Origin of the sequence: Brachybacterium sacelli (assembly GCF_017876545.1) — a bacterium.
Lineage (GTDB): Bacteria > Actinomycetota > Actinomycetes > Actinomycetales > Dermabacteraceae > Brachybacterium > Brachybacterium sacelli.
The window spans coordinates 2,486,633-2,507,693 of the sequence record NZ_JAGIOD010000001.1 but is presented as its reverse complement, the minus strand read 5'-3'; the positions used below and the strand labels follow the sequence as shown (position 1 = coordinate 2,507,693).

Sequence of the window (21,061 nt, the reverse complement as noted above, 5' to 3'; positions counted from 1 at the left end):
AAGACGGCGCCACAGTGGGGACATGACCACCATGACCATGCCCGAGACGGCAGAGACCACAGCCCCGCAGCGCTGGTCCGTCGGCCGCTGGGCCGCCCGGATCGGACGCTTCCTCGCCTACGGGCTGATCGCTCTCGTGCTCGGCGCCGTCGGCTTCTCCCTCACGCTCGCCCTGCTCGCCGCGGGGGCGGGCACCGCCATCGTCTGGATCGGTCTGCCGATCCTGGTGCTCGGCGCGCTGGTCGCCCGCGGATTCGCGGCTGCCGAGCGCGCTCTCCAGCCCACCCTCCTCGGCGGTGAGCTGCCGACTCCGGCCGCGAAGCGCGCCCCGGAGGGTGCGGGGCGGATGCGGCGGCTCCTGGTACCGCTGACGGATCCGCAGACCTGGCTCGACGCCCTGTGGATACTCGTGAACTTCCTGCTGGTCCTGCTCACGTTCCCACTGGCACTGGCCTGGACGGTCGGTGCGATCGCCACCATCGGCGGACCGCTGGCCACCGTCGTCCTCGCGCAGGTGCTCCCGGGGGCGGACATGAACGGTCTGGGCGAGCTGCTGGGCTTCACCGGCTCCCTCGCCTGGGTCGTCGACATCGGCCTGCAGGTCGCGGGCGGACTGGTCTTCCTGCTCACCGTGGGGCCGCTGGTGCGCGGGCTCACCTCAGCGCACCGGGCGGTGGCCCGCGGGCTGCTGAGCTCGCGCTACGAGGACCAGCAGCGCCTGCTGCGCACCCAGGAGTCGCGCGCCGCGGGTCGCAGCGCCGAGTCCGCCGCACTGCGCCGTCTCGAGCGGGATCTGCACGACGGGCCGCAGCAGCGTCTGGTGCGCGCCTCCATGGATCTCGCGCGGGTCGAGGCACTGGCGGCTTCCGATCCCGAGAAGGCGCAGACGGTGCTGCGCGGGACCCGGGAACAGCTCGGCCTCACCCTCGATGACCTGCGTCGGCTCTCCCGTGGCATCGCCCCGCCGATCCTCGTCGACCGGGGGCTGGCCGCCGCCCTCACCGAGCTCGCCGCCATCGCCCCCCTGCCCACCACCGTGCACTGCCCGGATCTGGACCTGCCCGAGCACGTCGAGATCGGGATCTACTACGTGGTCTCGGAGTCCCTGACCAACGCCGCCAAGCACGCCCAGGCCGGGTCGGTACGGGTGGAGGTCGCCCGGATCGGGGATGATGCCCAGGTGAGGATCGAGGACGATGGGCGCGGCGGCGCCGAGATGCGCACCGGCGGGGGTCTCGCCGGTCTCGCCGGACGCGTCGCCTCCCTCGAGGGCAGGCTGGACGTGCTCTCGCCGAGCGGCGGGGGAACACGGATCGAGGCGGTGATCCCGTGCAGGTCCTGATCGCCGACGACTCCGCCCTGCTGCGGGAGGGGCTGCGCCTCCTGCTCGAGGACGCGGGGCACACCGTGGTCGGTTCCGCCGCTTCGGGCACCGAGCTGGTGGTGCGCGCCCTCGAGCTGCGCCCGGACCTCGTGATCTCCGACATCCGCATGCCGCCCAGCCACACCGACGAGGGCCTGCGGGCCGCGCAGGAGATCCGCGCGACCTGGCCGGAGGCGCCGATCCTGCTGCTCAGCCAGTACGTCGTGGTCGGGTACGCGACCGAGCTGATCGAGTCCGGCGAGCGCGCCACCGGTTACCTGCTGAAGGACCGCGTGTTCGACATCCGCGCCTTCCTGGAGTCGATCGAGCGGGTCGCAGGCGGCGGTGTGGCCATCGACCCGGACGTGGTGGGCCAGGTGATCGCCTCCCGGCGTCGGTCTCCGCTGGACGAGCTGACTCACCGCGAGCGAGAGGTCCTGGAGCTGATGGGAGAGGGGCTGACGAACGCCGGGATCTCGCAGCGGCTGTACATCAGCGGCGGCGCGGTGGAGAAGCACACACAGCGCCTGTTCGCGAAGCTCGGGTTGAGCGAGGACGCGAGCGTGCACCGTCGGGTCACCGCGGTGCTGACGCTGCTGGGGCGTTGAGGGTCGCAGCACCAGAAATTCACCGTTCCTCCCCACCGCATTTTTTCCACAGAATCGCGGGCGGGCTTGACACAGCATTCCGCACGCCCCCGGAGTCTGGTCCAGCACCCACACTTCCGGCATCTCGCGCGAACGGGCCCCTCTCACCCTTCAAGCAGCTCATGGCCTCGCGCGCCCCGAGCAGGCCTCGAGCTCGACGCGTCCACTCGCCTGGATTATTCCTCGCCATCCTTCCTCCACACAGGTGACCTTTCCACCATTCCATCCACACCTTCCAAGGTATCCACATAATCATCCCCGGGCCTTCCGCTTTGTTTCGAACGCGCGTACGCTCGAAGAATGGACACGACGCACAGCGGGGCCCGCCCCGACGAGGAGGACCCCCATCCCGGGGTCCCCACGTCGGCGGACGATCCCCTGTGCGCCGTCGCCGAACGATTCGCCGAGTTGGACGGCAGCCCCGAGGCCCGGATGGTGCTCGCCGAGCTCCTCGCCGCCACTCTCCAGGGCTTCACGAGGACGGTCTCCGTACGGGATCCTCTGCCCGAGACCGCTCCGGGCACAGCGCAGGAGGCGCTGGCCGTGCTCGGCGGTCTGGATCACCTGCGATCGGCCATGGCGTCGCTCGACGCCGTCTGGCAGGTCAGGGCGGAGCAGCGGATCCGTGAGTCCGACAGGCAGCGGGAGGCAGGTGCCGCAGAGCAGGGACAGGGCGCTGCGCACGAGATCGGGCTGGCCCGCCGTGTCTCCACGTCGTCTTCCTCCTTCTCCCTCGCCTCGGCGCGACGGCTGGTCCAGCAGATGCCGGTCGTCCACGACCTCCTCCGTGACGGACGGATGCCCCCATGGAAGGCGTCCACCCTGGCGCGCGCACTGTCCGACGCGGATGCGGACACCATCGCCCGCATCGATGAGCTCGTCGGTGCCGACCCGCTCTCCCTCAAGGGCACCGGCGATCGCAGACTCCGCGACGAGATCCAGCAGCTGGTCCAGCAGCTCGAGCCCGAGAAGTCCCGCGACCGGGCCGAACGAGCCGCCCGCAGGCGGCATGTGACGTTGACGCCCTTGGCCGACGGAATGGCCCGCGTGAGCGCCGTGCTGCGCGGGATCGATGCGGCCGGGGTGATGCGGACCCTCCACCGGGGCGCCGAGTCGCTGCGCGCCGCCGGCGCGAAGGACTCCGTCCCCGCGCTCGAGGCGGATCTTCTCGTGGAAGGCGCACTGGCCGGCGGCGCGCGCGACGATGGCGAGACGACACGCCCGCGCACGACGCCCGGCCTGGACGTCGGCATCGTCATCTCCGACACGGCGCTGCTCGGTCGCGGCGACGATGCCGAATGCGCTCGCCTCGAGGGCTACGGCGCGATCCCCGCCCATGTCGTCACCGACACCCTGCGCGGTACCCCGCCGGGCTTCCTGCGCACCTCCGAGGACTCCCACGCCGACGAGGAGGTGAGCGCCTTCTATCGGCGGTTGTACATGCAGCCGAGCACCGGTGAGCTGGTCGGCATGGAGTCCCGTGCTCGTGCCTTCCCCGCCGGTCTCGCCCGGATGATCCGCTGGCGGGACGTCACGTGCCGCACGCCGTGGTGCAACGCGGTCATCCGCCAGATCGACCATGTGGAACCGCATCATCGCGGCGGGCCGACCAGCTACGCCAACGGACAGGGACTGTGCGTGCGCTGCAACCTGCTCAAGGAGCTCGGCCTGTGGGACCTCGCGCCGCTGGGAGCGGAGGAGACCGCCGACGGCTCCGAGGGCGCGGAACCCTCACCCCGGGGCATCTCGCGGCCACGCGGCTAGGCATGGACCAGCCCTCACGGCGCCTACGGCGTCTCCCTCACTCCACGTCTGCTCGGCCCCACGATGACTTTTCTCGACCCGCCGGGCCCCGCAGTAGGGTCGGACGGGCCGGGGTCGCCGCCCGATCCGCAGTCCCCGTCCGCCCCGAGCGAGGAAGGAGCGACGTCCTATGAGCCGGTCTCTGAGGATCCGCGTCCTCGGCGCGGGCGTGGCCGGTCTCGCGGCGTCGATCGCCCTCGCCGCCGATGGCCACGACGTCGAGCTGATCGACGAACACTTCGAGGTCCCGTCCGTGGGGACGGCTCTGGGGATGTTCCGCTCGGCCCAGCAGGTGCTACGCCGGCTCGAGGTGCTGGACGCAGTGCGGGAGGTCTCGGCCGCTCCGCGTTCCGGCTCCCTGCGCGGGATCGATGGACGCGTGATCGTCACCGTTCCGGCGGGGGACACGCTCCTCGTCGCGCGCTCCGATCTGGTGCGGATCCTCCAGGAGGCGGTGCCCGGCACGGTCCGGACCAGCAGTCGTCGGGTCGATGACGTGCGCCCGCTGCGCGAGGACGCTGACCTGCTCCTCGGCGCCGATGGCGTGCACTCCTTGGTGCGCCGCTCCGGGTGGCCCGGTGCCGTCGCCCGGAGTCACGGGCTGACCGTGCTGCGCGGGACCGCCGACATCGAACCGCCCGAGGTGACAGAGACCTGGGGAGGCGGCTGGCTGGTGGGCATCACCCCGCTGGCCGGCACCGAGGGGGCCGGCACCAACTGGTTCGCCTGCGTCCCAGAGCACCGCACCTCATCGGTGACGGAGGATCTGGCCCACCTGCGTGCGGTCATCGGCGATCGCCGGGGCCCGATCGGCGCCCTCCTGGAGGCAGTGCGCCCGGAGACCACCCTCGTCCACGGCATCCACACCGCTCCGCCGGTGCTTCCGGTTCGGCAGGACGTGGCACTGCTCGGGGACGCCGCCCACGCGATGGCCCCCCATCTCGGGCACGGGGCGAACACGGCGCTCGAGGACGCCGACGCGCTCGCGGCGGCGCTCCGGGATCGTGGAAGTGTTCCGGCCGCCCTGCGCACCTATGCCCGGCGTCGCGCGCCGGTGGATCAGGCCTGGCGGCTCGGCTCGGCCGCCATGATGTCGCTGGCGATGGCGGACGAGCGCGCCGGTCTGCGCGACCGGGTGCTCAGGGGGTTCGCGCGTCTCAGCCCGCTGTGATCAGCGCAGTTTGCGCGCGAGGGTCGTGATGACGTGCCAGTGCTTCTTGTCCGCCAGGAAGCGGCCGTCCTCGTCCCGCACCGTGCGATCGATGATCTGGAAGCCCTGGAACATCTCGTCGATCTCGTGGAGCGGCAGCGTGGCGATGTCCGCGCGGCCCGCCCAGGTGTCGTTCGTCCCGAACATGTCGACCGCCATCACCCCGCCGCGCGGCAGTGCGGCGACCAGCTTCGCCCAGGTCTCGGGCAGAGCCGTCGGCCCGAGCAGACCCAGGGTGTAGGTCGAGTACACGATCTGCGCCGGAGGGAACTGTTCGACCTCGGCGATGTCGACGTGGTGGAACTCCACCGCACCGGGCATCCGCTCGTTCTCGACGAGCCGGGCGGCGAGGGTGTCGTCGGTGTCATAGGCGTGCACCGTCCACCCGCGGCGCGCGAACTGCAGGGAATCGGCACCGGCGCCGGCGCCGAGATCGAGGACGACGCCCGGTTGGCGGTCACCACCGGCCGCCGCGATCGCCTTCCCCACGAGGCGACGGGCAGGGCGGCCCGCCGCATGGGCGTTCAATGCCGCCCAATCCACCTTCTCGGCCGTATCCATGCAAATCAGGCTCTATGACACACCTGCGCCATTTCAACTTCCCGTGACACAGGACGCCCTCTGTTTCGTCACGGGCGAACAACTGCCCCCGGATCCGCCCGCCTAGGATGGCGGGTATGCCTGCCGCCGCTCTGCGCATCGCCGCGATCTCCCTGCACACCTCACCTCTCGAGGAGCCCGGCGGCGCCGATGCCGGCGGCATGAACGTCGTCGTCCTGGAGCAGTCCCGGGCACTGGCCCGCCTGGGGCACCAGGTGGACCTGTTCACCCGTCGTCACCACGCCGACGCCCCCGCCGTCGTCGAGATCGCCGAGGGGCTGCGCCTGCACCATCTCGACGCGGGCCCGGCCGAGCCGCTCGCCAAGAGCGACATGGAGCAGGCGATCACCCCGTTCCGGGACGCCCTCCACCCCCACCTGGCCGACGGCTCCTACGACCTCGTCCACTCCCACCACTGGTTCAGCGGCGTCGCGGCGCTCCCCCTCGCCCGCGAGCTGCACCTGCCCCACCTGCAGTCCTTCCACTCCGTCGCCGCACCGGAGAACGCCGAGGGCCTCGATGCCGGGGAGCCCGCAGAATCCTCCGGACGCATCCCCGGCGAGCAGTTCGTCGCCGCCGGCTCCGATCTGGTCGTCGCCGTCTCCGAGGCGGAGGCCCGCACGGTCTCCGAGCGCTACGGCATCCCCGGCGAGCGGCTCAGCGTCGTACGCCCCGGCGTGGACGTGGACCGCTTCCGTCCCTGCACCGACATCGGCACCCGGCGGCATCGCCCGACGCTGCTGTTCACCGCTCGGTTGCAGCCGCTCAAGGCCCCCGACCTCGCGCTCGAGGTCCTCGCCCATCTGGACCCTGCGCTCGGTGCCCGTCTGGTGCTCGCCGGCGGGGTCTCGCAGGACTTCGTGGACTACCTCACCGAGCTCCGGGACCGGGCGGAGCAGCTCGGGGTCGCCGATCTCGTGGAGTTCGTCGGCTCGCTGGGCCGGGACGAGCTCGCCGAGGAGATGCGCTGCGCCGGTGTGCTGCTGCTGACCAGCTGGTCCGAGACCTTCGGGCTGGTCGCCCTCGAGGCGCAGGCCAGCGGCACCCCCGTCGTCGCCTGGCGCTGCGCCGGCGGTGTGCAGGAGGCCATCGACCCCGGCGAGGGCGTGGTGCTGACCAGCCGCGATCCTGACGTGTGGGCCGAGTCCGTGCAGTCGCTGCTCGAGGATGCCGACCGCTACGACGCCGCCGTCCGCTCCGCCCGGGAGTTCGCCGCCACCCGGACCTGGGAGGCCGCCGCGGAGTCCCTCGCCGCGCTCTACGCACGCCGGCTCGAGGCCCACGGGAGCACCGACGGAGCCACCGCATGAGCACAGATCCCTGGCAGCTGCTCGACGACGCCGGAAAGGTGCTCGTCGTCCACGCCCATCCCGACGACGAGTCGCTCTCGACCGGTGCCCTGCTGGCCTCGCTCACCGCCGCCGGTGCCCATGTCGAGCTGGTGACCGCGACCCGCGGCGAGGAGGGCGAGATCGTCCCCGGGGCCATCGCCGAGGACGAGGATCGCCCGCTCGAACTGATCCGCGAGGCGGAGATCGACGCCGCCACTGCGCGCCTGGGCCTCGCCGCCCGCCACGTGCTCGGCACGCCGCCAGCCCTGGCCCCGGGCGCCGCGCCCCGCACCTACCGCGACTCCGGCATGCAGTGGATCCGCGAGGGCCTCGCCGGGCCCTCCGCGAGCGCCGGCTCCGACAGCTTCACCCACAGGCCGCTCGAGGAGGCGACCGAGGACCTGATCGCGCTGCTCGAGCACGTGCGTCCCGACGTCGTGATCGGCTACGACGACGAGGGCACCTACGGGCACCCCGATCACGTCCGTGCCCATCACGTGACCGCTGCGGCCTGCGCCCGCGCCGGCACCGTCATGCTCGAGGTCTCCAGCGCCCCCGAGCCCGCGGCCTCCGCCGGGTTCCACCGGCGCGACCATCCCGGCACGGCCGAGGCGGTCCGCGCGGCGGTGGACTCCTATCGCACGCAGCTCACCGTTCTCGGCACGGACGCCGAGGGGATCAGGATCCGGCACGTCGGCGGGCAGGACGACCTCGTGGCCCTGCGGACGGGACTGCGCGTCAGGGCGTGAGCAGCGACGTCACAGCGTGACGTCCAGCAGCGTCGGCAGATGATCCGACGCCTCGGCCAGGCGCTCCACCGGGACCCGGTCGCTCGAGGTCACTGCGTGCGCTGCTCGCACCCGGACGTCCTCGGTGGTCAGCACCGCGTCGATGCGGCGCACCGGGCCGCTCGCGGGGAAGGTGTGCTCGGTCTGCGCGGCGGGGTCGCTCAGCAGCGGCTCGAGCGCCTGCCGCGCCGCTCCGTCCGCGGTCTCGTTCAGGTCCCCGCCGATGATGGCCGGCGCCCCGGCCCCGCGCACCAGCTCGGCCAGCTGCGCGGCGTGGACCAGGCGGTTGTCCTCCTGCAGCGCCAGATGGGTCGAGGCGACGACGGCCGCCCCGCCACCGGGCACCGAGAGCCGGACCGCGGCGATCCCGCGCGGGTAGGTCGAGTTCAGGTCCGTGATCCGCTGAGGCACCGGCTGCAGACGGCGACGGATCACCTGGGCGGCGACGTCGTCAGTGGTGAGGACCGCCAGCCCCCGCCCGGCGAGGCCGCCGAGGAGCACCCTCCGGTCGATCTGCCGGGCGAGCCAGCTCAGCCGTGTCGTCGGCAGCACGAACCGGGGCGACTCCTGCAGCAGCAGCACGTCGGGCCGCAGGTCCTGGAGCGTCTCGACGACGGCGTGCAGGTCGCCCCGCAGCTCCCACAGGTTCCAGGCCATGATCCGCAGATCCCAGCCGCCGGTCTCGTCCATCGCGCTCAGCGCCCCTCGTCCTCGGGTGCGGCCATCGGCTCGAGCATCCGCTCCACCAGGCCCATCAGTTCGTCGATCTCGTAGCTCGGCCAGCCGAACAGCACGCGCCGCCACTCCGGGGGCACGGCCTTGGGACCGAGCGCGGCCCCGATCAGGGCGCCGGTGATGCAGGCGACGGTGTCGGTGTCGTACCCGGCGCGGGCCGCGGACTCCAGCGCCGCGACCAGGGTGTCGCGCTGGGCGAACTTCCCCTCCGGGATCGGGCCGACGCCGGTCACGGCGGCCCAGGCGGCCTGGAAGGCGCCGACCACCCAGCCGTTGCGGCGGAACAGCGCGGGGGTGCCGGTCTCCGCCTCCGCGATCCGCTCGGTCCACAGCTCCCGACGGTCCTCGGGCAGCCGGGACAGCCCGCGGCGGACGTCGATCCCCCCGGTGAGGATGGCGTGCCTCACCGCGAAGCCCCACAGCATGCAGGCCTCGGTGGTGTCGGGATGCACGTGTGTCAGACGGCACACCACGTCGATGCCCTCGGCCGCGTCGTCGTCCGAGGACAGCAGGTAGGGCAGCACCGCGGCGTGGGTGCGCATCAGCGATCCGTTGCCGGCATTGGCCGGGAGCTCCTCGTGCGCGGCGATCGCGGCGGCCCGGAAATCGGCCGCCCGCGGCGCGTAGTGGCCGGTGTCCCGGGCGAGGTCCGAGGCGCGACGGATCACGTGGGAGGTGAGCGTGCCGATGTCGGGAGTGCCCAGCGACCAGGAGTACCACTCGCGCGCGATCTGATCCTGCGCGGTCTCCATCCGCAGGTCATGGCGGTTCGACGTGGAGATCGCCGCCTCCAGCACGACGATCGCCATGGCGGTGTCGTCCGTCCACTCCCCCGGCTGCCAGCCGAGGACCCCGCCACCGATCATGTCGATGTCCTCGGAATCGACCACCGGGGCCTGGAACTCGTAGGGGGCGCCGAGGGCATCACCGGTCGCGGCCGCGACCACCGATCCGGCCGCACGTCGGCGCTGCTCGGGGGTCAGCCCCGTCTCCGTCGTCGTCGCAGCGTCTGTCGTCACGTGATCATCGTTCCACACCTGCGTCCGCACTCCCTGACCCCAGTACCCTGGTGACGACTTCGAAGGAGCCCCATGACCGACACCCCCGGCAGGTCCACGGACCAGCCCGCCGATCCCCACTGCGGGGACCCGCACGACCACAGCGATCACGAGCATCCGCCGACGGGCTCCGACCTGGTCCAGGACCTGGTCAAGGGCCTGTCGATCCTCACCCTGGTCCTCCCCGTGCTCGGCGTGGTCCTGCTGCTGGCGATCCTGCCGCTGGCCCCCACCAGCCCCACCGTGCTGCTGCTGGGCATCGGCCTGGGTGCGACGCACCTCGTGGCTCTCGTGCTGACCAGCCTGTTCGTCGCCCGCACCCGGAAGCAGCTGGCCGTGAACCCGGGTCTGCTCGCGGTGCGCAGTGCACTCGAGGAGGTGCTGCGCGTCGCCGCGACACTGCTGGCGCTGCTGCTGTGGCCCGGCGACATCCGCGCCGAGCTCGGCGTGTGGGTCGGAGCGGGTGCCGCCCTGGTGTGGCTGGCCCTGGCGACCGCGCAGACCGTCTCCACCCGGCGCCGGATCGCGCGTCCCTCGGGCTGGTCCCAGGACGCCGTCGCCACGCTGCTGGCCGAACGGGTCGGCGCCCGCTCCACCGTGGTGATGCGCCTGCTGGACGTCGTGGGCACGCTCACCTTCCAGGTCGGCGCGACCGTCCTGGTGATCCTCTCCCCGGTCCTGGTGATCGGCACCGCGGTGCTGTCCATCGGTTCCGGCCTGTCCACGCTGGTCCTCCAGCGCCGCGCCCCCGCGGAACGCTCCCGCTCGCCGTGGGCCTACGCACCTCTGGCGATCGGCCTGCTCACGCTGGCCCTCGCCTCGCTCGGGCTGCTCGCCCTCTGACCCGCCCCGAGCTCTCCGACCCCCTCCGATCACCCTGCAGGAGCCGACGATGACCACTGCCCCCTCCGCCACGTCCCCCTCGACAGCCCGATCCGGCCTCGCGCTGACCGAGGTCGATCCCGCCCTCCGGCTCCAGGACGACCTCTTCGGTCACGTCAACGGCGCCTGGCTGGACTCCCACGAGATCCCCGCGGACCGCTCCAGCGACGGCGCCTTCCACCAGCTGCGGGACCTCTCCGAGCAGCGGGTGCGCGAGATCGTCGAGGAGGCCGCGGCCGAGGTCGCGTCCCAGGGCCCCGGCCTCGCCCCCACCACCGACCACGGCCGTGTCGGCGCTCTCTACCGGATGTTCATGGACACCGAGGCGATCGAGCGCGCCGGCACCGCCCCGCTCGAGGACCTCCTGGCCACCGTCACCGCGAGCGAGGACCTCGCCGCGATCACCCGCACCATGGCCGCCCCCGATTCCGGCGCCAGCGCGCTGCTGGCCTACGTCTGGACCGACGACCACGACTCCACCAGCTATCAGGTCAAGCTCCACCAGGGCGGCCTGGGACTGCCCGACGAGTCCTACTACCGCGAGGACCACTACGCCGAGATCCGCGAGGCCTATACCGGCCACCTCGCGAACCTCGCCCGTCTCGCGCAGCTGCCCGGTCGCGCGGGGCTGCTGTCCGGAGACGCCGAGGCCCTGGCGGGCGCGGTGATGGACTTCGAGACCCGCCTGGCCGCCTGCCACGTCGACGTCGTGCGGCTGCGCGACCGCGAGAAGTCCTACAACCCGATGGACGCGGCCCAGCGTCGGGAGCTCGCCCCGTCCTTCTGCTGGGACGCCTACCTCGAGGGCTCCGGTGCGCCCGCCCGGGCCGTGGAGGTGGTCTCCGTCGGCCAGCCGGAGTTCGTCGCCGCCGCCGCCGGGCTGCTGGCCGGCGAGGACCTCGCGGTGCTGCGCACCTGGCTCGCCCTCCACACGGTCGCCGCCTACGCCCCGTACCTCCCCGCGGCCCTCGTCGAGGAGGACTTCGCCTTCTCCGGGAAGGTGCTCTCCGGTGCCGAAGAGCTGCGCGAGCGGTGGAAGCGCGCCGTCGCCTTCGTCGAGGGCGCCGTGGGCTTCGCCGTCGGCCGCGAGTACGTCTCCCGTCACTTCCCGCCGTCCCACAAGGCGCGCATGACCGACCTGGTCGACGCCCTCATGGTCGCCTACCGCCGCTCCATCACCTCCCTGGAGTGGATGACCCCGGCCACCCGCGAGAAGGCGCTGGCGAAGCTGGAGAAGTTCACCGCGAAGATCGGCTACCCCGAGAGCTGGCGGACCTACGACGGCCTGGAGATCGTCCCCGACGACCTGGTCGCCACCGTGCGCGCCTCCCGCCGCTTCGACGCCGACTTCGAGTACGCGAAGGTCGGTGGCCCGATCGACGAGACCGAGTGGCACATGACCCCGCAGACGGTCAACGCTTACTACAACCCCGGTCGCAACGAGATCGTCTTCCCCGCCGCCATCCTCCAACCCCCGTTCTTCGACGCCGAGGCCGAGGACGCCGTGAACTTCGGCGGCATCGGCGCGGTCATCGGTCACGAGGTCGGCCACGGCTTCGACGACCAGGGCTCGAAGTACGACGGTGACGGCAACCTCGTCTCCTGGTGGACCGACGAGGACCGGGAGGCCTTCGAGGAGCGCGCGGCGATGCTGATCGCCCAGTACTCCGAGCTCTCCCCGCGCGATCTCGACGACTCCCATCGCGTCAACGGCGCCCTCACCATCGGGGAGAACATCGGCGACCTCGGCGGGCTCTCCATCGCGCTGAAGGCCTACCGCGGCAGCCGTGCGCAGGACGAGGCCGATGCGGTCCTGGACGGCTTCAACGGCCTGCAGCGGGTGTTCCTGTCGTGGGCGACGGTGTGGCGGGGCAAGAACCGCCCCCAGGAGGGGATCCGCCGCCTCGCCGTGGATCCGCACGCCCCGATGGAGTTCCGCTGCAACACGGTGGTCTCGAACCTCGAGGAGTTCCACCACGCCTTCGACGTGCGCGAGGGCGACGGGATGTACCGCGCCCCCGAGCAGCGTGTGACGATCTGGTGAGACCGGAGGCCCCCTTCTACGTCGGCACCACCCGGCCCTCCGGGGTCGGGTGGACCCGCATCGGGCTGACCGCCCTGGCCGGGGTGATCGTCACCCTCCTGATGGCCAGCCGAAGCAGTCTGCTGGCAGGGCTCGTGATCGCGGGCCTGTTCGCCCTGCTGACGCTGTGGACCTGGATGGGCCAGCACTCCCGCTTCGTCGTCGACGAGCGCGGGGTGACCGTCTCCCTCGGCGGTTTCCTGCCGCGCCCCAGCTGGCCCCTGGAGGACTTCCGCACCGTGCAGTACCGCACGCTGGCGGCCAACACGGTCGGCGTGACCCTGGGCGGCTACGGCTGGCGTCGCGGCAGGGTCGCCCCCTCGACCCCCGCCGAGCTGACCCCCGTCGGGGACCGGAAGATCTTCACCACCGGCGAGCGGCAGCAGCCCCACCGGATGATGGTCACCCGGGCCGGCACCCTGGTCGAGATCATCGGCCGCTCCGGCACCAACTACGTGCTCTCCCCCGTGGACGTGGAGGGCACGGCGGAGGCGATCGATCAGGCGATCCGGGCCCGCCGCTGACGGGCTAGACTGGCGGGCGGTCATCCACTGACAGGGGAGCACCTCCACGGTGCTGAGAGTGCGCGATCCGGCGCAGACCCTCGAACCTGATCCGGCTCACACCGGCGTAGGGAGTCGGGATTTCCGTGGGGTGCCGTCGGCGTCCCGCGCCCCTTCCGCTCGTGGAAGGAGAAGTGATGACGCGTTTTCGCACCCTCGACCTGCTGGTCACCGTACTGATCGGGGCGGCCTTCGGGGTCGCCTTCCTGGGGTACGGCCAGCTGTACACCCTCATCGGGCCGCTGACGGCCGCGTTCAAGCCCGCCGAGGGCCTGCTGGCGGGGATCTGGTTCCTGCCGGCGGTGCTGGCGGCCCTGATCGTCCGCCGGCCGGGCGCGGCCCTGCTCGCCGAGATGGTCGCCTCGCTGCTGGAGATGCTGCTGGGCGGCCAATGGGGTTGGGGCACCGCGATCTCGGGCCTGCTGCAGGGCGGTGGGGTCGAGCTGGCCTTCGCCCTGTTCCGCTACCGTCGCTTCACCCTGCCCGTCGCGGTCCTCGGCGGAATCCTCTCCGGGGCCCTGGAATGGGTCTGGGAGCGCTTCGCCTACTACCCGGAGATGAGCTGGCCGTACGCCCTGATCCTGCTGGTCCTCTTCCTGCTCTCCGGCGCCGTGCTGGCCGGTGGCCTGGGCTGGGCGGCCTCCCGGGCGCTGGCGGCGACCGGCGCCGTGGACTCCCTGCCGTCGGGACGTGAGCATGTCCGCGCCACCGAGGCCTGAGGTGGCCGGGGAGCTCATCCTCTCCGGCCTCACCTGGCGGCCCTACACGCGGGCCGAGCCGACGGTCGCCGCTCTGGAGCTCGCGATCCCTGCCGGTCAGAGGGTGCTGCTGGCCGGGGCCAGCGGCAGCGGGAAGTCGACCGTGCTGCGCGCTCTCGCCGGTCTGCTCGAGGAGGAGGCCGGCGAGGGCACCGGCCTCCTGAACGCCCCCGAGCGACCCGGGGAGCGCGCTCTGCTGCTGCAGAACCCCGCCCACGCCCTGGTCTCGGCCACGGTCGCGCGGGATGTCGCCTTCGGGCCCGAGAACGCCGCTCTGCCCCGCCCCGTGATCCACGACCGGGTCGCGGCCGCCCTGCCGGCGGCGCGGGCGGACCTGGACCCCGGTCGGGCACCGCTCGAGGCCAGCGGTGGCCAGCAGCAGCGCGTCGCCCTGGCGGGATCGCTCGCGCTGAGTCCGGACGTGCTGCTGCTCGACGAGCCGACGAGCATGCTCGATGCGGCGACCGCCGCGCAGGTGCGGGAGGCGATCCTCGCCGCCGCCGAGGAGCGCACCCTGGTGGTCGCCGAGCACCGGATCGAGCCCTGGCTCCCTCGGGTCGACCGACTCGTGGTGCTCGGACCGCAGGCCCGCGTCCTGCTCGACGTCGATGCCGCCACCGCCCTGGACGCGCACCGTGCGGCGCTGATCGAGGCCGGGATCCTCGAGGGTCCCGTCGACGAGCCGCCCGCGCCGGTGGCTCCGCCCTCGAGCTCTCCGGGCCGCGCCGCGGAGGTGGTCGCCGCGCTGGACGGGGTCACCGTGCCCGAGCGGGGGATCACCCGGGCGGTCGACCTCGAGGCCCGCGCGGGCCGCCTGAGCGTCCTCACCGGTCCCAGCGGCGCGGGCAAGACCACCCTGCTGCGCGTCCTGACCGGGACGGCACGGCCCGCCCTCGGCACCGCCCGGGGCCCGGCACCCGACCATCTCGCGGTCGTGCCCCAGGACCCCGAGCACTCCTTCGTCGCCCCGACCGTGCGTGAGGAGCTGCTGGCCTCCCCCTGGGCCGAGGACGAGCAGCTGGCCGATCGGCTGCTCGAGCGCGCCGGGCTCTCCGCCCTGGCGCGGGCGAATCCCCACCGTCTCTCGGGCGGCGAGCAGCGCCGGGTCGCGATCGCCGCGGCCCTGGCGCAGGAGCCCGAACTGCTGGTGCTCGACGAGCCCACCGTCGGCCTCGACGCCCGGCGGCGCGCGGAGGTCCTGGACCTGGTGGGGGACGCCGCCGCGCGCGGCTGCGCGGTGCTGGCCGCCTCGCATGATCCCGCGCTGATCGCCCGAGCCGCCGAGCGCGTCGAGCTGCCGTCGCCCCCACCGGAGGATCCGGCGCCGCCCCGTCCGCGGCGGAGGATCCCGGCCGACGCTCTGAATCCGCTGACCCTGTGCCTGATCGGGATCCTCGCCGCGATCGGCTCCTTCGCGGTCCAGACCTGGCAGGGCGGCCTGCTCGCGCTCCTTCCCCTGGTGCTGCTGGGACCGCTCGCCGTCCGCTCCGTACGCGGAGGCCTGCTCCGCCTGGCACCGATCCTGCTGTCTGCCGCGTCCCTCGCCTGGACCACCGCGCTGCTGGGTGAGGCGCCGCCGCTGTCGGGCGCGGCCTGGCTGCTGGGCCTCAAGGAGGCCGCGCGGATCACCGTCTTCGTCGCCCCCGGCGTGCTGGCGCTGGGCAGCGTGTCCCCGACCGCCCTCGGCGATGCGCTCGGCGGCCGGCTCCACCTGCCCGCACGCCCGGTCGTCGCCGTGGTCCTCGCCCTGGTCAGAGTGGGTCATCTGGGGCGGCAATGGGAGATCATCACCCGTACCCGGATCCAGCGCGGGCTGGGCACAGCCCGGTCGCCGCGGCTGCTGGCGGGCGCGACCCTCGCCCTCCTCGTGGACACCCTGCGGGGCGCGGAGCAGCAGGCGCTGGCCATGGACGCCCGCGGCTTCGCCGCTGCCACGCACCGCACCTGGGCCGAGCCCAGCGAGTTCGGTCGGGCCGACGTGCTCGGTGTGCTGCTGGGGATCGCCCTTCTGGTCTGGCCCGCCGTCGCGGCCGTGCTGGTGGCGTGAGCAGACGCACGGGTGCATCCCCGGGAGCTGCGTCGTAGCCTGGGACCGTGAACGAGGACACCCGGCCCCAGCCCACCGCCGCCGAGGACGAAGCAGTGATCGCCCTGGCCACGACGATGCTCGAGGCGGCCCGCAGCGGCGACGCCGACACCCTGCTGTCACTGATCGACCAGGGCGCCCCGGTGAACCTGCGCGACGGCGGCGGCAACTCCTCGCTCATGCTCGCCGCCTACCACGGGCACGCGACCCTGGTGCGCGAGCTCGCCGCGCGCGGCGGTGACGTGGACCTGACCAACGACCGCGGGCAGTCACCGCTGGCCGGGGTCGCCTTCAAGGGCACCGCCGACGTCGCGCGGGAGCTGCTCGAAGCGGGGGCCGACCCGGATCTGGGCACCCCGAGCGCGGCCGAGACCGCGCAGTACTTCGAGCGCGAGGAGATCACCGCCCTCATCGCGCAGGCCCGACGCACCGAAGGCTGATCGCGGCCGGTTCAGTCGGACCGCGGGCGCAGCACCATCGGCACGTGCTCGATGCCCGCCTCGAGGAACAGCGCCCCGACCGGCTCGAAGCCGAGCCCCTGGTACCACCGCTCGAGGTATGCCTGGGCGTCGACGTGCACCTCCGCCTGCGGATCGATCTCGCGCGCGAGGGCGAGGCTCTCCCGCATCACGCGCCCGCCGAACCCGTGACGGCGCTCGGCGGCGCGCACCGCGACCCGGCCGATGCGCAGCGTGCCGTCGGCCTCGCGCAGCACCCGGGTGTGGGCGGCGGGCTCGCGCTCCAGCCCGGCCGCCTCCGCTCCCGGTCCCGCCACCTCGATCCACACCAGCGTGGTGGTCCCCTCCAGATCCCGCCCGTCGAGGTCCGGGTCGGTGGCGCCCTGCTCGAGGGAGAAGACGTCCTGGCGGAGCTTGGCGAGCAGGTAGAGGGTGCGGGGGTCGAGGTCGGCCACGGGGCCGCGTCGCAGCACCGCCTCGGAGTGGGTCACGGGGTCAGGCATGAGCGCCAGGGTACTCATCCACGGGAGGTGGCGGCCGCCTCGACCATCCGTGCCAGGGAGGTCCTCCACTGCGCGACCATGCCCGCACCACCGTGGCCCTCGTCCTCGAGGATGACCAGCTCGCTGCCCGGCCAGGCCCGGTGCAGCTCCCAGGCGGTGAGCGCGGGGCCCGAGACGTCCCGTCGGCCGTGGATCAGCGCGCCCGGGATCCCGGCGAGGCGGCCCATCCCGCCCAGCAGCCCGCTGCCCGGCGCGGCTCCCCACGGCGTGGCCCAGTCCGCGACGAAGCCGTCATGGGCCCAGTAGTGGGTGGCCAGCCGCACGAAGCCCCGCGCGTACTCGGTGACCTCCTGGTCCGCGGGCACCGCATGGGTGCCGGCGGCCCCGGGCGCTCCGAGGCGGATGTGTTCGTCCTCCCACGTCATCCACGCCCGCACGGCCCCGTCCTCGAGGGCAGGATCGCCCGAGGTGACCATCCGCCGGTAGGACTCGACCAGGCGCAGCCTGCCCGGTGACCGGTCGTGTCGGTCGTAGCCGTCGTGGGTCTCGGCGAAGCGCGCGAAGATGTCCCAGGCTTCGGGGTACAGAACCCCGACGCCCTCGGTGATCCAGTCGACCTCGCGGCGCGAGGTGCTGGTCACGGCGAACAGCAGCACGCCGAGCGTGCGTCGGGGATGCGCCTGGGCGTAGGCGAGGGCCAGCGTGCTCCCCCAGGAGGCGCCCTGGAGGATCCACGCCTCGATCCCGAGGTGCTCGCGCAGGACCTCGAGATCGGCGACCAGGTGCGCCGTGGTGTTCCTCCGGAGGTCCACCGGCCCGGGGGCACCGGCCGGCGGTGTGGAGCGACCGGCCCCGCGCTGGGACAGACCGATGAGCCGACTCTGCCCGGCCGGGGCATGGAGGCGGTATCCGGCGCCGAGCCGGCCCCCTGGCCCGCCGTGGAGGTACAGGACGGGCACGCCGTCCGCAGCGCCGCTGTGCTCCCAGTAGATCTCCTGGTCCTCGCCGACGGCGAGCAGGCCGCTGCGGGTCACGGCGGGCGGCTGGGTCGAGGTCATCGCTGGAGCTCCTCACGCAGCCCGCGCAGGGCGATGCGGTCGTCGGCGGTGCCGGTGTGAGGGGCGCGGAACCATCGCAGGTATTCCTCCACCTCGCTGAGCGTCCACTCGAGCGCGAACAGCTCGAGCATCCCCGGGTCGGCGCCCTCGGCGCGCTGGACGGCCTCCGGCAGCGCGGCGAGGTCGCGCTCCCGCGGGGCCGCGGCGAGGGTCTCCCAGTCCACCAGGATCAGCGTGCCGGCGTCCGTGAGCATCTGGTTGGCCCAGTGCGGTTCGCCGTGGGTCGGCACCCGGTGCGCGGACCGCGCCTCCTCGCGTGCCCGGAGCTCGCGGTAGCGCCGCTCCGCCTGCCCTATCCGTGCGAGACCGGCACGGAGCAGCCCTCGCGCCTCTTCGCCCAGCGGGCCCGACGTCCAGGGGCCGTCCGTCACGGCCTCGACCCGGCGTGCGAGATCGCCTCCGACGCGGGGCGCCCAGCGCTGCAGGGCACCGGGCGGCGGGGCGCCGTGGAGGGCCCTCAGCAGCTCGAGGGTGCGGGCCACGTGGGCCCCGCCGCGGGCCTCCCGTTCGGTGGGGGTGCGCCCGCTGTGCCACGAGGTCACGCTGAGCAGCCCGATCCCGACCTCCGTCAGGACCCGGCCGTCGACCGACTCCCGCGGTGCCAGGACACCGGCCAGGCCGGTGTCCTGGAGCGCCCGCGCCGCTTCGTAGGCGGCCTCGAAGGAGGCCGCCGAGCGGGTGGGCGAGGGCTCGTCGAGGGTGGCGAACAGCGCGGGTCCGCCCGCGGCCTCGATCCGCCAGTGGTGGGCGCCGAACCCCACGGGCAGGTGCACGGCCGTCTCCGCGCCCGGGAGCCAGTGCCGCCGCACCGCGTCCAGCACCTCGGTGGCCGACGGGGAGCGGGGCGGGGTGCGCATCGTCCTACGCTCTCACGAGGACAGCGCCCACGCGGCGGCGGGGTGCTCGCGGGTCCAGTTCGAGCGCCGGCTGCGCACACGCTGGCAGCGCGGGCACCAGAAGACGGTACGGGCGGCCAGGTCCTGCGAGCGCACCGTGGTGCCGCACAGGCGACAGGGCAGCGTCTGGCGGTGGTAGACGTAGAACGACTTCTCGCGCGGCACGACGCCGGCGTCCTCGTCACCGTTCTGCCGGGTGCCGCGCGAGCGCTCGAGGATCCGGGCCTCGAGATCACGGTGCTCGGGCTCGGTGGTGACGATCCGCCCGGTGCGGGCGCCGTAGGCCAGCAGCGCGACCAGGTCCTCCCATAGGTCCTCGAGCAGGAAGGCGCTGAGGTCCGTGCCCGGCACCTGAGGATCCAGCCGGGCGCGGAACAGGGCCTCGGCCCGGTAGATGTTCCCGATCCCGGCGATCACCTGCTGGTTCATCAACAGAGCACCGATCGTGGTGCGGGAGCGGCGCACCCTCTCCGCGAAGCGTCGCCGCCCCGCCCCGTCGGGATCGGGGCGCAGCGGGTCCGGGCCCAGCCGGTCCAGCACCGCCTGCCGGCCCACGGCGTCGAGCACCTCGCAGGTGGCGGGTCCGGTGAGGTCCGCGAGCCCGCTCGGCCCGGCGAGGCGCAGGCGCACCGTCGGGCGCGGCACCAGGCGGCGCCAGTCCGCACCGACCGCCTCCTCCTGCTCGCCCACGCGCAGGCGCGGTGCTCCGATCGCGTGGGCGTCGGCGAAGCCCGGGTCCCCGGCGAAGGTCCACGACCCGTACAGACCGAGGTGGATGTGCACGTGAAGCACCACCGGGGAGTCCGCTGCGACGTCGGCCGACGGCGCCAGCGGGAGGAACAGATGCTTGCCGACCGCCTCGGCGCCCAGCAGCACCAGTCCGTCCAGCTCGGCCGCGTCCGAGAAGCGGCCCTGGGGACTCGAGGCGCGCACCCGCTGTCCGCCGAAGCTGCGTTCGAGGGCCGCGGCGAGCCGGTGGACGGTGTGGCCCTCCGGCATTACGGCTGCGTGGGCGAGGCGGACCCGCCGTAGCCGCCCGTCTCCTCGTACCGGGCCATCAGGTCGATGCGGCGCTGGTGGCGCTCCTCGCCGGAGAACGGCTCGGCGAGGAACAGGTCGATGAGGTTCTCCAGCTCCTCCTCCGAATGCTGGCGTGCGCCGACGGAGATCACGTTGGCATCGTTGTGCTGGCGGGCGAGGCGGGCGGTGTCCTCGTTCCACACCAGGGCGGCGCGCACCCCCGTCACCTTGTTCGCGGCGATCTGCTCGCCGTTGCCGGAGCCGCCGATGACCACTCCGAAGGATCCCGGCCCGGCCACCACGGCCTCGCCCACGTCGGTGCAGAACGGCGGGTAGTCGTCGAGGGCGTCGTAGTGGTGGGCACCGTGGTCGGTGACCTCATGGCCCTTCTTCTGCAATGCCGCGACCAGCCGGTTCTTCAGCTCGAAGCCGGCGTGGTCGGTGCCGATGTGCACGCGCATGTCGGGGTGTCTCTCTCTGTGGTGGGGCGGGGACCGGGGCGGCGTCAGCTGAGGTCGACGCCGTCGGCCCGGGTGCGCTTGAGCTCGTAGAAGCCGTCGATCTCGGCCATGGTGGCCAGTGCGTCGAGCAGACGGCCGGCCTCCTCCCCCTTCGGGGCCGGGGAGACCACGGGGCCGAAGTAGGCCGTGCCCCCGCCGAAGGAGATCACCGGGGTGCCGACGTCCTCGCCGACGCGGGAGATCGCCCCGTCGTGCGAGGCGCGCAGCGCCACGTCGAGGACATCGCCCGCGACGGGCTCGTAGGCCTCGATCAGGGAGGCGGGCAGTTCGGCGGCGGCGAGGGCCTGCTCGGCGACGGCGCGACGATCCTCCTGTTGTCCGCCCACGTGATAACGCTCGCCCCAGGCGCTGTACCAGCGGGCGAAGGCCTCCGCGCCCTCCTGGCGGTGGATGGCGATCGACAGCCGCGCCGGGCCCCAGGCGTCATCGAGCATCCGGCGGTAGCCCTCATCGAGGTCGCGCCCCTCGTTGAGCACGGACAGGGACATCACCGAGAACGTCGGCGTGATGTCCCGGACCGCGGCGGCGTGCAGCAGCCATCGGCTGGTCATCCAGGCGAAGGGGCAGACGGGGTCGACGAACAGCTCGACGGATCTCTCGCTCATGGCAGCTCCTCGGGTCGGGGTCGGTCCGCTCAT

General features: G+C 73.1%; 21 protein-coding genes and 1 riboswitch. Of the genes, 12 read left to right on the top strand and 9 right to left on the bottom strand.

What is annotated here, in order from left to right; all coding sequences use genetic code 11:
* Nucleotides 1-22 precede the first annotated feature (22 nt).
* From JOF43_RS11270 to JOF43_RS11255, 4 genes are all read left to right on the top strand, one after another.
* Nucleotides 23-1,342 (top strand): sensor histidine kinase, encoded by a 1,320-nt coding sequence (locus JOF43_RS11270; protein ID WP_209902063.1) that lies wholly within the window; start codon nucleotides 23-25, stop codon nucleotides 1,340-1,342.
* Nucleotides 1,330-1,971: a response regulator gene (locus JOF43_RS11265; RefSeq protein WP_209902061.1), complete on the top strand. Its 642-nt coding sequence runs from the start codon at nucleotides 1,330-1,332 to the stop codon at nucleotides 1,969-1,971. The genes JOF43_RS11270 and JOF43_RS11265 overlap by 13 nt, the downstream gene beginning before the upstream one ends.
* Nucleotides 1,972-2,310: 339 nt before the next feature.
* Nucleotides 2,311-3,774 (top strand): HNH endonuclease, encoded by a 1,464-nt coding sequence (locus JOF43_RS11260; RefSeq protein ID WP_209902059.1) that lies wholly within the window; start codon nucleotides 2,311-2,313, stop codon nucleotides 3,772-3,774.
* A gap of 169 nt (nucleotides 3,775-3,943) precedes the next feature.
* Entirely contained in the window at nucleotides 3,944-4,984 is a 1,041-nt protein-coding gene (locus JOF43_RS11255; protein WP_245354083.1) for an FAD-dependent monooxygenase, read from the top strand.
* On the opposite strand, the gene JOF43_RS11250 is transcribed toward JOF43_RS11255, so the two are convergent.
* Nucleotides 4,985-5,584 (bottom strand): class I SAM-dependent methyltransferase, encoded by a 600-nt coding sequence (locus JOF43_RS11250; protein WP_209902058.1) that lies wholly within the window; start codon nucleotides 5,582-5,584, stop codon nucleotides 4,985-4,987.
* A 116-nt stretch (nucleotides 5,585-5,700) separates the two neighbouring features.
* Between JOF43_RS11250 and JOF43_RS11245 the strand changes: the two genes are divergently transcribed.
* Nucleotides 5,701-6,933 carry a glycosyltransferase gene (locus tag JOF43_RS11245; protein WP_209902056.1) on the top strand — a complete coding sequence of 411 codons (1,233 nt, stop codon included), beginning with the start codon at nucleotides 5,701-5,703 and terminating at the stop codon, nucleotides 6,931-6,933.
* On the top strand, nucleotides 6,930-7,703 hold the full coding sequence (locus tag JOF43_RS11240) for a PIG-L family deacetylase (RefSeq protein WP_209902054.1): 774 nt from the start codon (nucleotides 6,930-6,932) through the stop codon (nucleotides 7,701-7,703). The genes JOF43_RS11245 and JOF43_RS11240 overlap by 4 nt, the downstream gene beginning before the upstream one ends.
* A 9-nt stretch (nucleotides 7,704-7,712) precedes the next feature.
* Here JOF43_RS11240 and JOF43_RS11235 read toward each other — a convergent pair whose 3' ends face one another.
* Entirely contained in the window at nucleotides 7,713-8,432 is a 720-nt protein-coding gene (locus JOF43_RS11235; protein WP_209902052.1) for an endonuclease/exonuclease/phosphatase family protein, read from the bottom strand.
* Between the two features lie 5 nt (nucleotides 8,433-8,437).
* The gene (locus JOF43_RS11230; protein ID WP_342592155.1) at nucleotides 8,438-9,496 is read right to left on the bottom strand and encodes an ADP-ribosylglycohydrolase family protein; all 1,059 of its coding nucleotides are present in this window, start codon (nucleotides 9,494-9,496) and stop codon (nucleotides 8,438-8,440) included.
* A gap of 72 nt (nucleotides 9,497-9,568) precedes the next feature.
* On the opposite strand from JOF43_RS11230, the gene JOF43_RS11225 reads away from it, so the two are divergent.
* The 6 genes from JOF43_RS11225 to JOF43_RS11200 all read left to right on the top strand — a co-directional run bounded on the left by JOF43_RS11225 (nucleotide 9,569) and on the right by JOF43_RS11200 (nucleotide 16,347).
* Entirely contained in the window at nucleotides 9,569-10,378 is an 810-nt protein-coding gene (locus JOF43_RS11225) for a hypothetical protein (RefSeq protein WP_209902048.1), read from the top strand.
* Between the two features lie 49 nt (nucleotides 10,379-10,427).
* Nucleotides 10,428-12,461 carry a M13 family metallopeptidase gene (locus JOF43_RS11220; RefSeq protein ID WP_209902046.1) on the top strand — a complete coding sequence of 678 codons (2,034 nt, stop codon included), beginning with the start codon at nucleotides 10,428-10,430 and terminating at the stop codon, nucleotides 12,459-12,461.
* Nucleotides 12,458-13,024 carry a hypothetical protein gene (locus tag JOF43_RS11215; RefSeq protein WP_209902045.1) on the top strand — a complete coding sequence of 189 codons (567 nt, stop codon included), beginning with the start codon at nucleotides 12,458-12,460 and terminating at the stop codon, nucleotides 13,022-13,024. Before JOF43_RS11220 ends, JOF43_RS11215 begins: the two co-directional genes overlap by 4 nt.
* Before the next feature lie 22 nt (nucleotides 13,025-13,046).
* Nucleotides 13,047-13,154, top strand: a riboswitch (TPP riboswitch).
* 46 nt (nucleotides 13,155-13,200) lie between these two features.
* Nucleotides 13,201-13,782, top strand: a complete 582-nt coding sequence (locus JOF43_RS11210; RefSeq protein WP_209902044.1) for an ECF transporter S component — start codon at nucleotides 13,201-13,203, stop codon at nucleotides 13,780-13,782.
* The gene (locus JOF43_RS11205) at nucleotides 13,760-15,868 is read left to right on the top strand and encodes an ATP-binding cassette domain-containing protein (RefSeq protein WP_209902043.1); all 2,109 of its coding nucleotides are present in this window, start codon (nucleotides 13,760-13,762) and stop codon (nucleotides 15,866-15,868) included. The genes JOF43_RS11210 and JOF43_RS11205 overlap by 23 nt, the downstream gene beginning before the upstream one ends.
* A gap of 47 nt (nucleotides 15,869-15,915) precedes the next feature.
* A complete protein-coding gene (locus JOF43_RS11200) occupies nucleotides 15,916-16,347 on the top strand; it encodes an ankyrin repeat domain-containing protein (protein ID WP_342592154.1) in 432 nt (143 codons plus the stop codon).
* A gap of 11 nt (nucleotides 16,348-16,358) precedes the next feature.
* Here the strand turns inward: JOF43_RS11200 and JOF43_RS11195 are convergent, their stop codons facing one another.
* Genes JOF43_RS11195 through JOF43_RS11170 form a run of 6 tightly spaced genes read right to left on the bottom strand, consistent with a single transcriptional unit; the run spans nucleotide 16,359 to nucleotide 21,028 of the window.
* Entirely contained in the window at nucleotides 16,359-16,868 is a 510-nt protein-coding gene (locus tag JOF43_RS11195; RefSeq protein ID WP_245354082.1) for a GNAT family N-acetyltransferase, read from the bottom strand.
* A gap of 14 nt (nucleotides 16,869-16,882) precedes the next feature.
* A complete protein-coding gene (locus tag JOF43_RS11190; protein WP_209902041.1) occupies nucleotides 16,883-17,926 on the bottom strand; it encodes an alpha/beta fold hydrolase in 1,044 nt (347 codons plus the stop codon).
* The gene (locus JOF43_RS11185) at nucleotides 17,923-18,843 is read right to left on the bottom strand and encodes a phosphotransferase (protein WP_209902040.1); all 921 of its coding nucleotides are present in this window, start codon (nucleotides 18,841-18,843) and stop codon (nucleotides 17,923-17,925) included. Before JOF43_RS11185 ends, JOF43_RS11190 begins: the two co-directional genes overlap by 4 nt.
* Before the next feature lie 12 nt (nucleotides 18,844-18,855).
* Nucleotides 18,856-19,881 carry an Fpg/Nei family DNA glycosylase gene (locus JOF43_RS11180; protein WP_209902039.1) on the bottom strand — a complete coding sequence of 342 codons (1,026 nt, stop codon included), beginning with the start codon at nucleotides 19,879-19,881 and terminating at the stop codon, nucleotides 18,856-18,858.
* On the bottom strand, nucleotides 19,881-20,363 hold the full coding sequence (locus JOF43_RS11175; RefSeq protein WP_209902038.1) for a ribose-5-phosphate isomerase: 483 nt from the start codon (nucleotides 20,361-20,363) through the stop codon (nucleotides 19,881-19,883). Before JOF43_RS11175 ends, JOF43_RS11180 begins: the two co-directional genes overlap by 1 nt.
* Before the next feature lie 44 nt (nucleotides 20,364-20,407).
* On the bottom strand, nucleotides 20,408-21,028 hold the full coding sequence (locus JOF43_RS11170) for a mycothiol-dependent nitroreductase Rv2466c family protein (protein WP_209902037.1): 621 nt from the start codon (nucleotides 21,026-21,028) through the stop codon (nucleotides 20,408-20,410).
* Nucleotides 21,029-21,061: the final 33 nt, after the last annotated feature.

Coding starts and splice junctions, on each gene's coding strand:
- JOF43_RS11210 (WP_209902044.1), top strand. CDS start 13,201: ATGACGCGTTTTCGCACCCTCGACCTGCTGGTCACCGTACTGATCGGG.
- JOF43_RS11190 (WP_209902041.1), bottom strand. CDS start 17,926: ATGACCTCGACCCAGCCGCCCGCCGTGACCCGCAGCGGCCTGCTCGCC.
- JOF43_RS11240 (WP_209902054.1), top strand. CDS start 6,930: ATGAGCACAGATCCCTGGCAGCTGCTCGACGACGCCGGAAAGGTGCTC.
- JOF43_RS11205 (WP_209902043.1), top strand. CDS start 13,760: ATGTCCGCGCCACCGAGGCCTGAGGTGGCCGGGGAGCTCATCCTCTCC.
- JOF43_RS11220 (WP_209902046.1), top strand. CDS start 10,428: ATGACCACTGCCCCCTCCGCCACGTCCCCCTCGACAGCCCGATCCGGC.
- JOF43_RS11260 (WP_209902059.1), top strand. CDS start 2,311: ATGGACACGACGCACAGCGGGGCCCGCCCCGACGAGGAGGACCCCCAT.
- JOF43_RS11185 (WP_209902040.1), bottom strand. CDS start 18,843: ATGCGCACCCCGCCCCGCTCCCCGTCGGCCACCGAGGTGCTGGACGCG.
- JOF43_RS11255 (WP_245354083.1), top strand. CDS start 3,944: ATGAGCCGGTCTCTGAGGATCCGCGTCCTCGGCGCGGGCGTGGCCGGT.
- JOF43_RS11170 (WP_209902037.1), bottom strand. CDS start 21,028: ATGAGCGAGAGATCCGTCGAGCTGTTCGTCGACCCCGTCTGCCCCTTC.
- JOF43_RS11180 (WP_209902039.1), bottom strand. CDS start 19,881: ATGCCGGAGGGCCACACCGTCCACCGGCTCGCCGCGGCCCTCGAACGC.
- JOF43_RS11245 (WP_209902056.1), top strand. CDS start 5,701: ATGCCTGCCGCCGCTCTGCGCATCGCCGCGATCTCCCTGCACACCTCA.
- JOF43_RS11195 (WP_245354082.1), bottom strand. CDS start 16,868: ATGCCTGACCCCGTGACCCACTCCGAGGCGGTGCTGCGACGCGGCCCC.
- JOF43_RS11225 (WP_209902048.1), top strand. CDS start 9,569: ATGACCGACACCCCCGGCAGGTCCACGGACCAGCCCGCCGATCCCCAC.
- JOF43_RS11270 (WP_209902063.1), top strand. CDS start 23: ATGACCACCATGACCATGCCCGAGACGGCAGAGACCACAGCCCCGCAG.
- JOF43_RS11175 (WP_209902038.1), bottom strand. CDS start 20,363: ATGCGCGTGCACATCGGCACCGACCACGCCGGCTTCGAGCTGAAGAAC.
- JOF43_RS11250 (WP_209902058.1), bottom strand. CDS start 5,584: ATGGATACGGCCGAGAAGGTGGATTGGGCGGCATTGAACGCCCATGCG.
- JOF43_RS11235 (WP_209902052.1), bottom strand. CDS start 8,432: ATGGACGAGACCGGCGGCTGGGATCTGCGGATCATGGCCTGGAACCTG.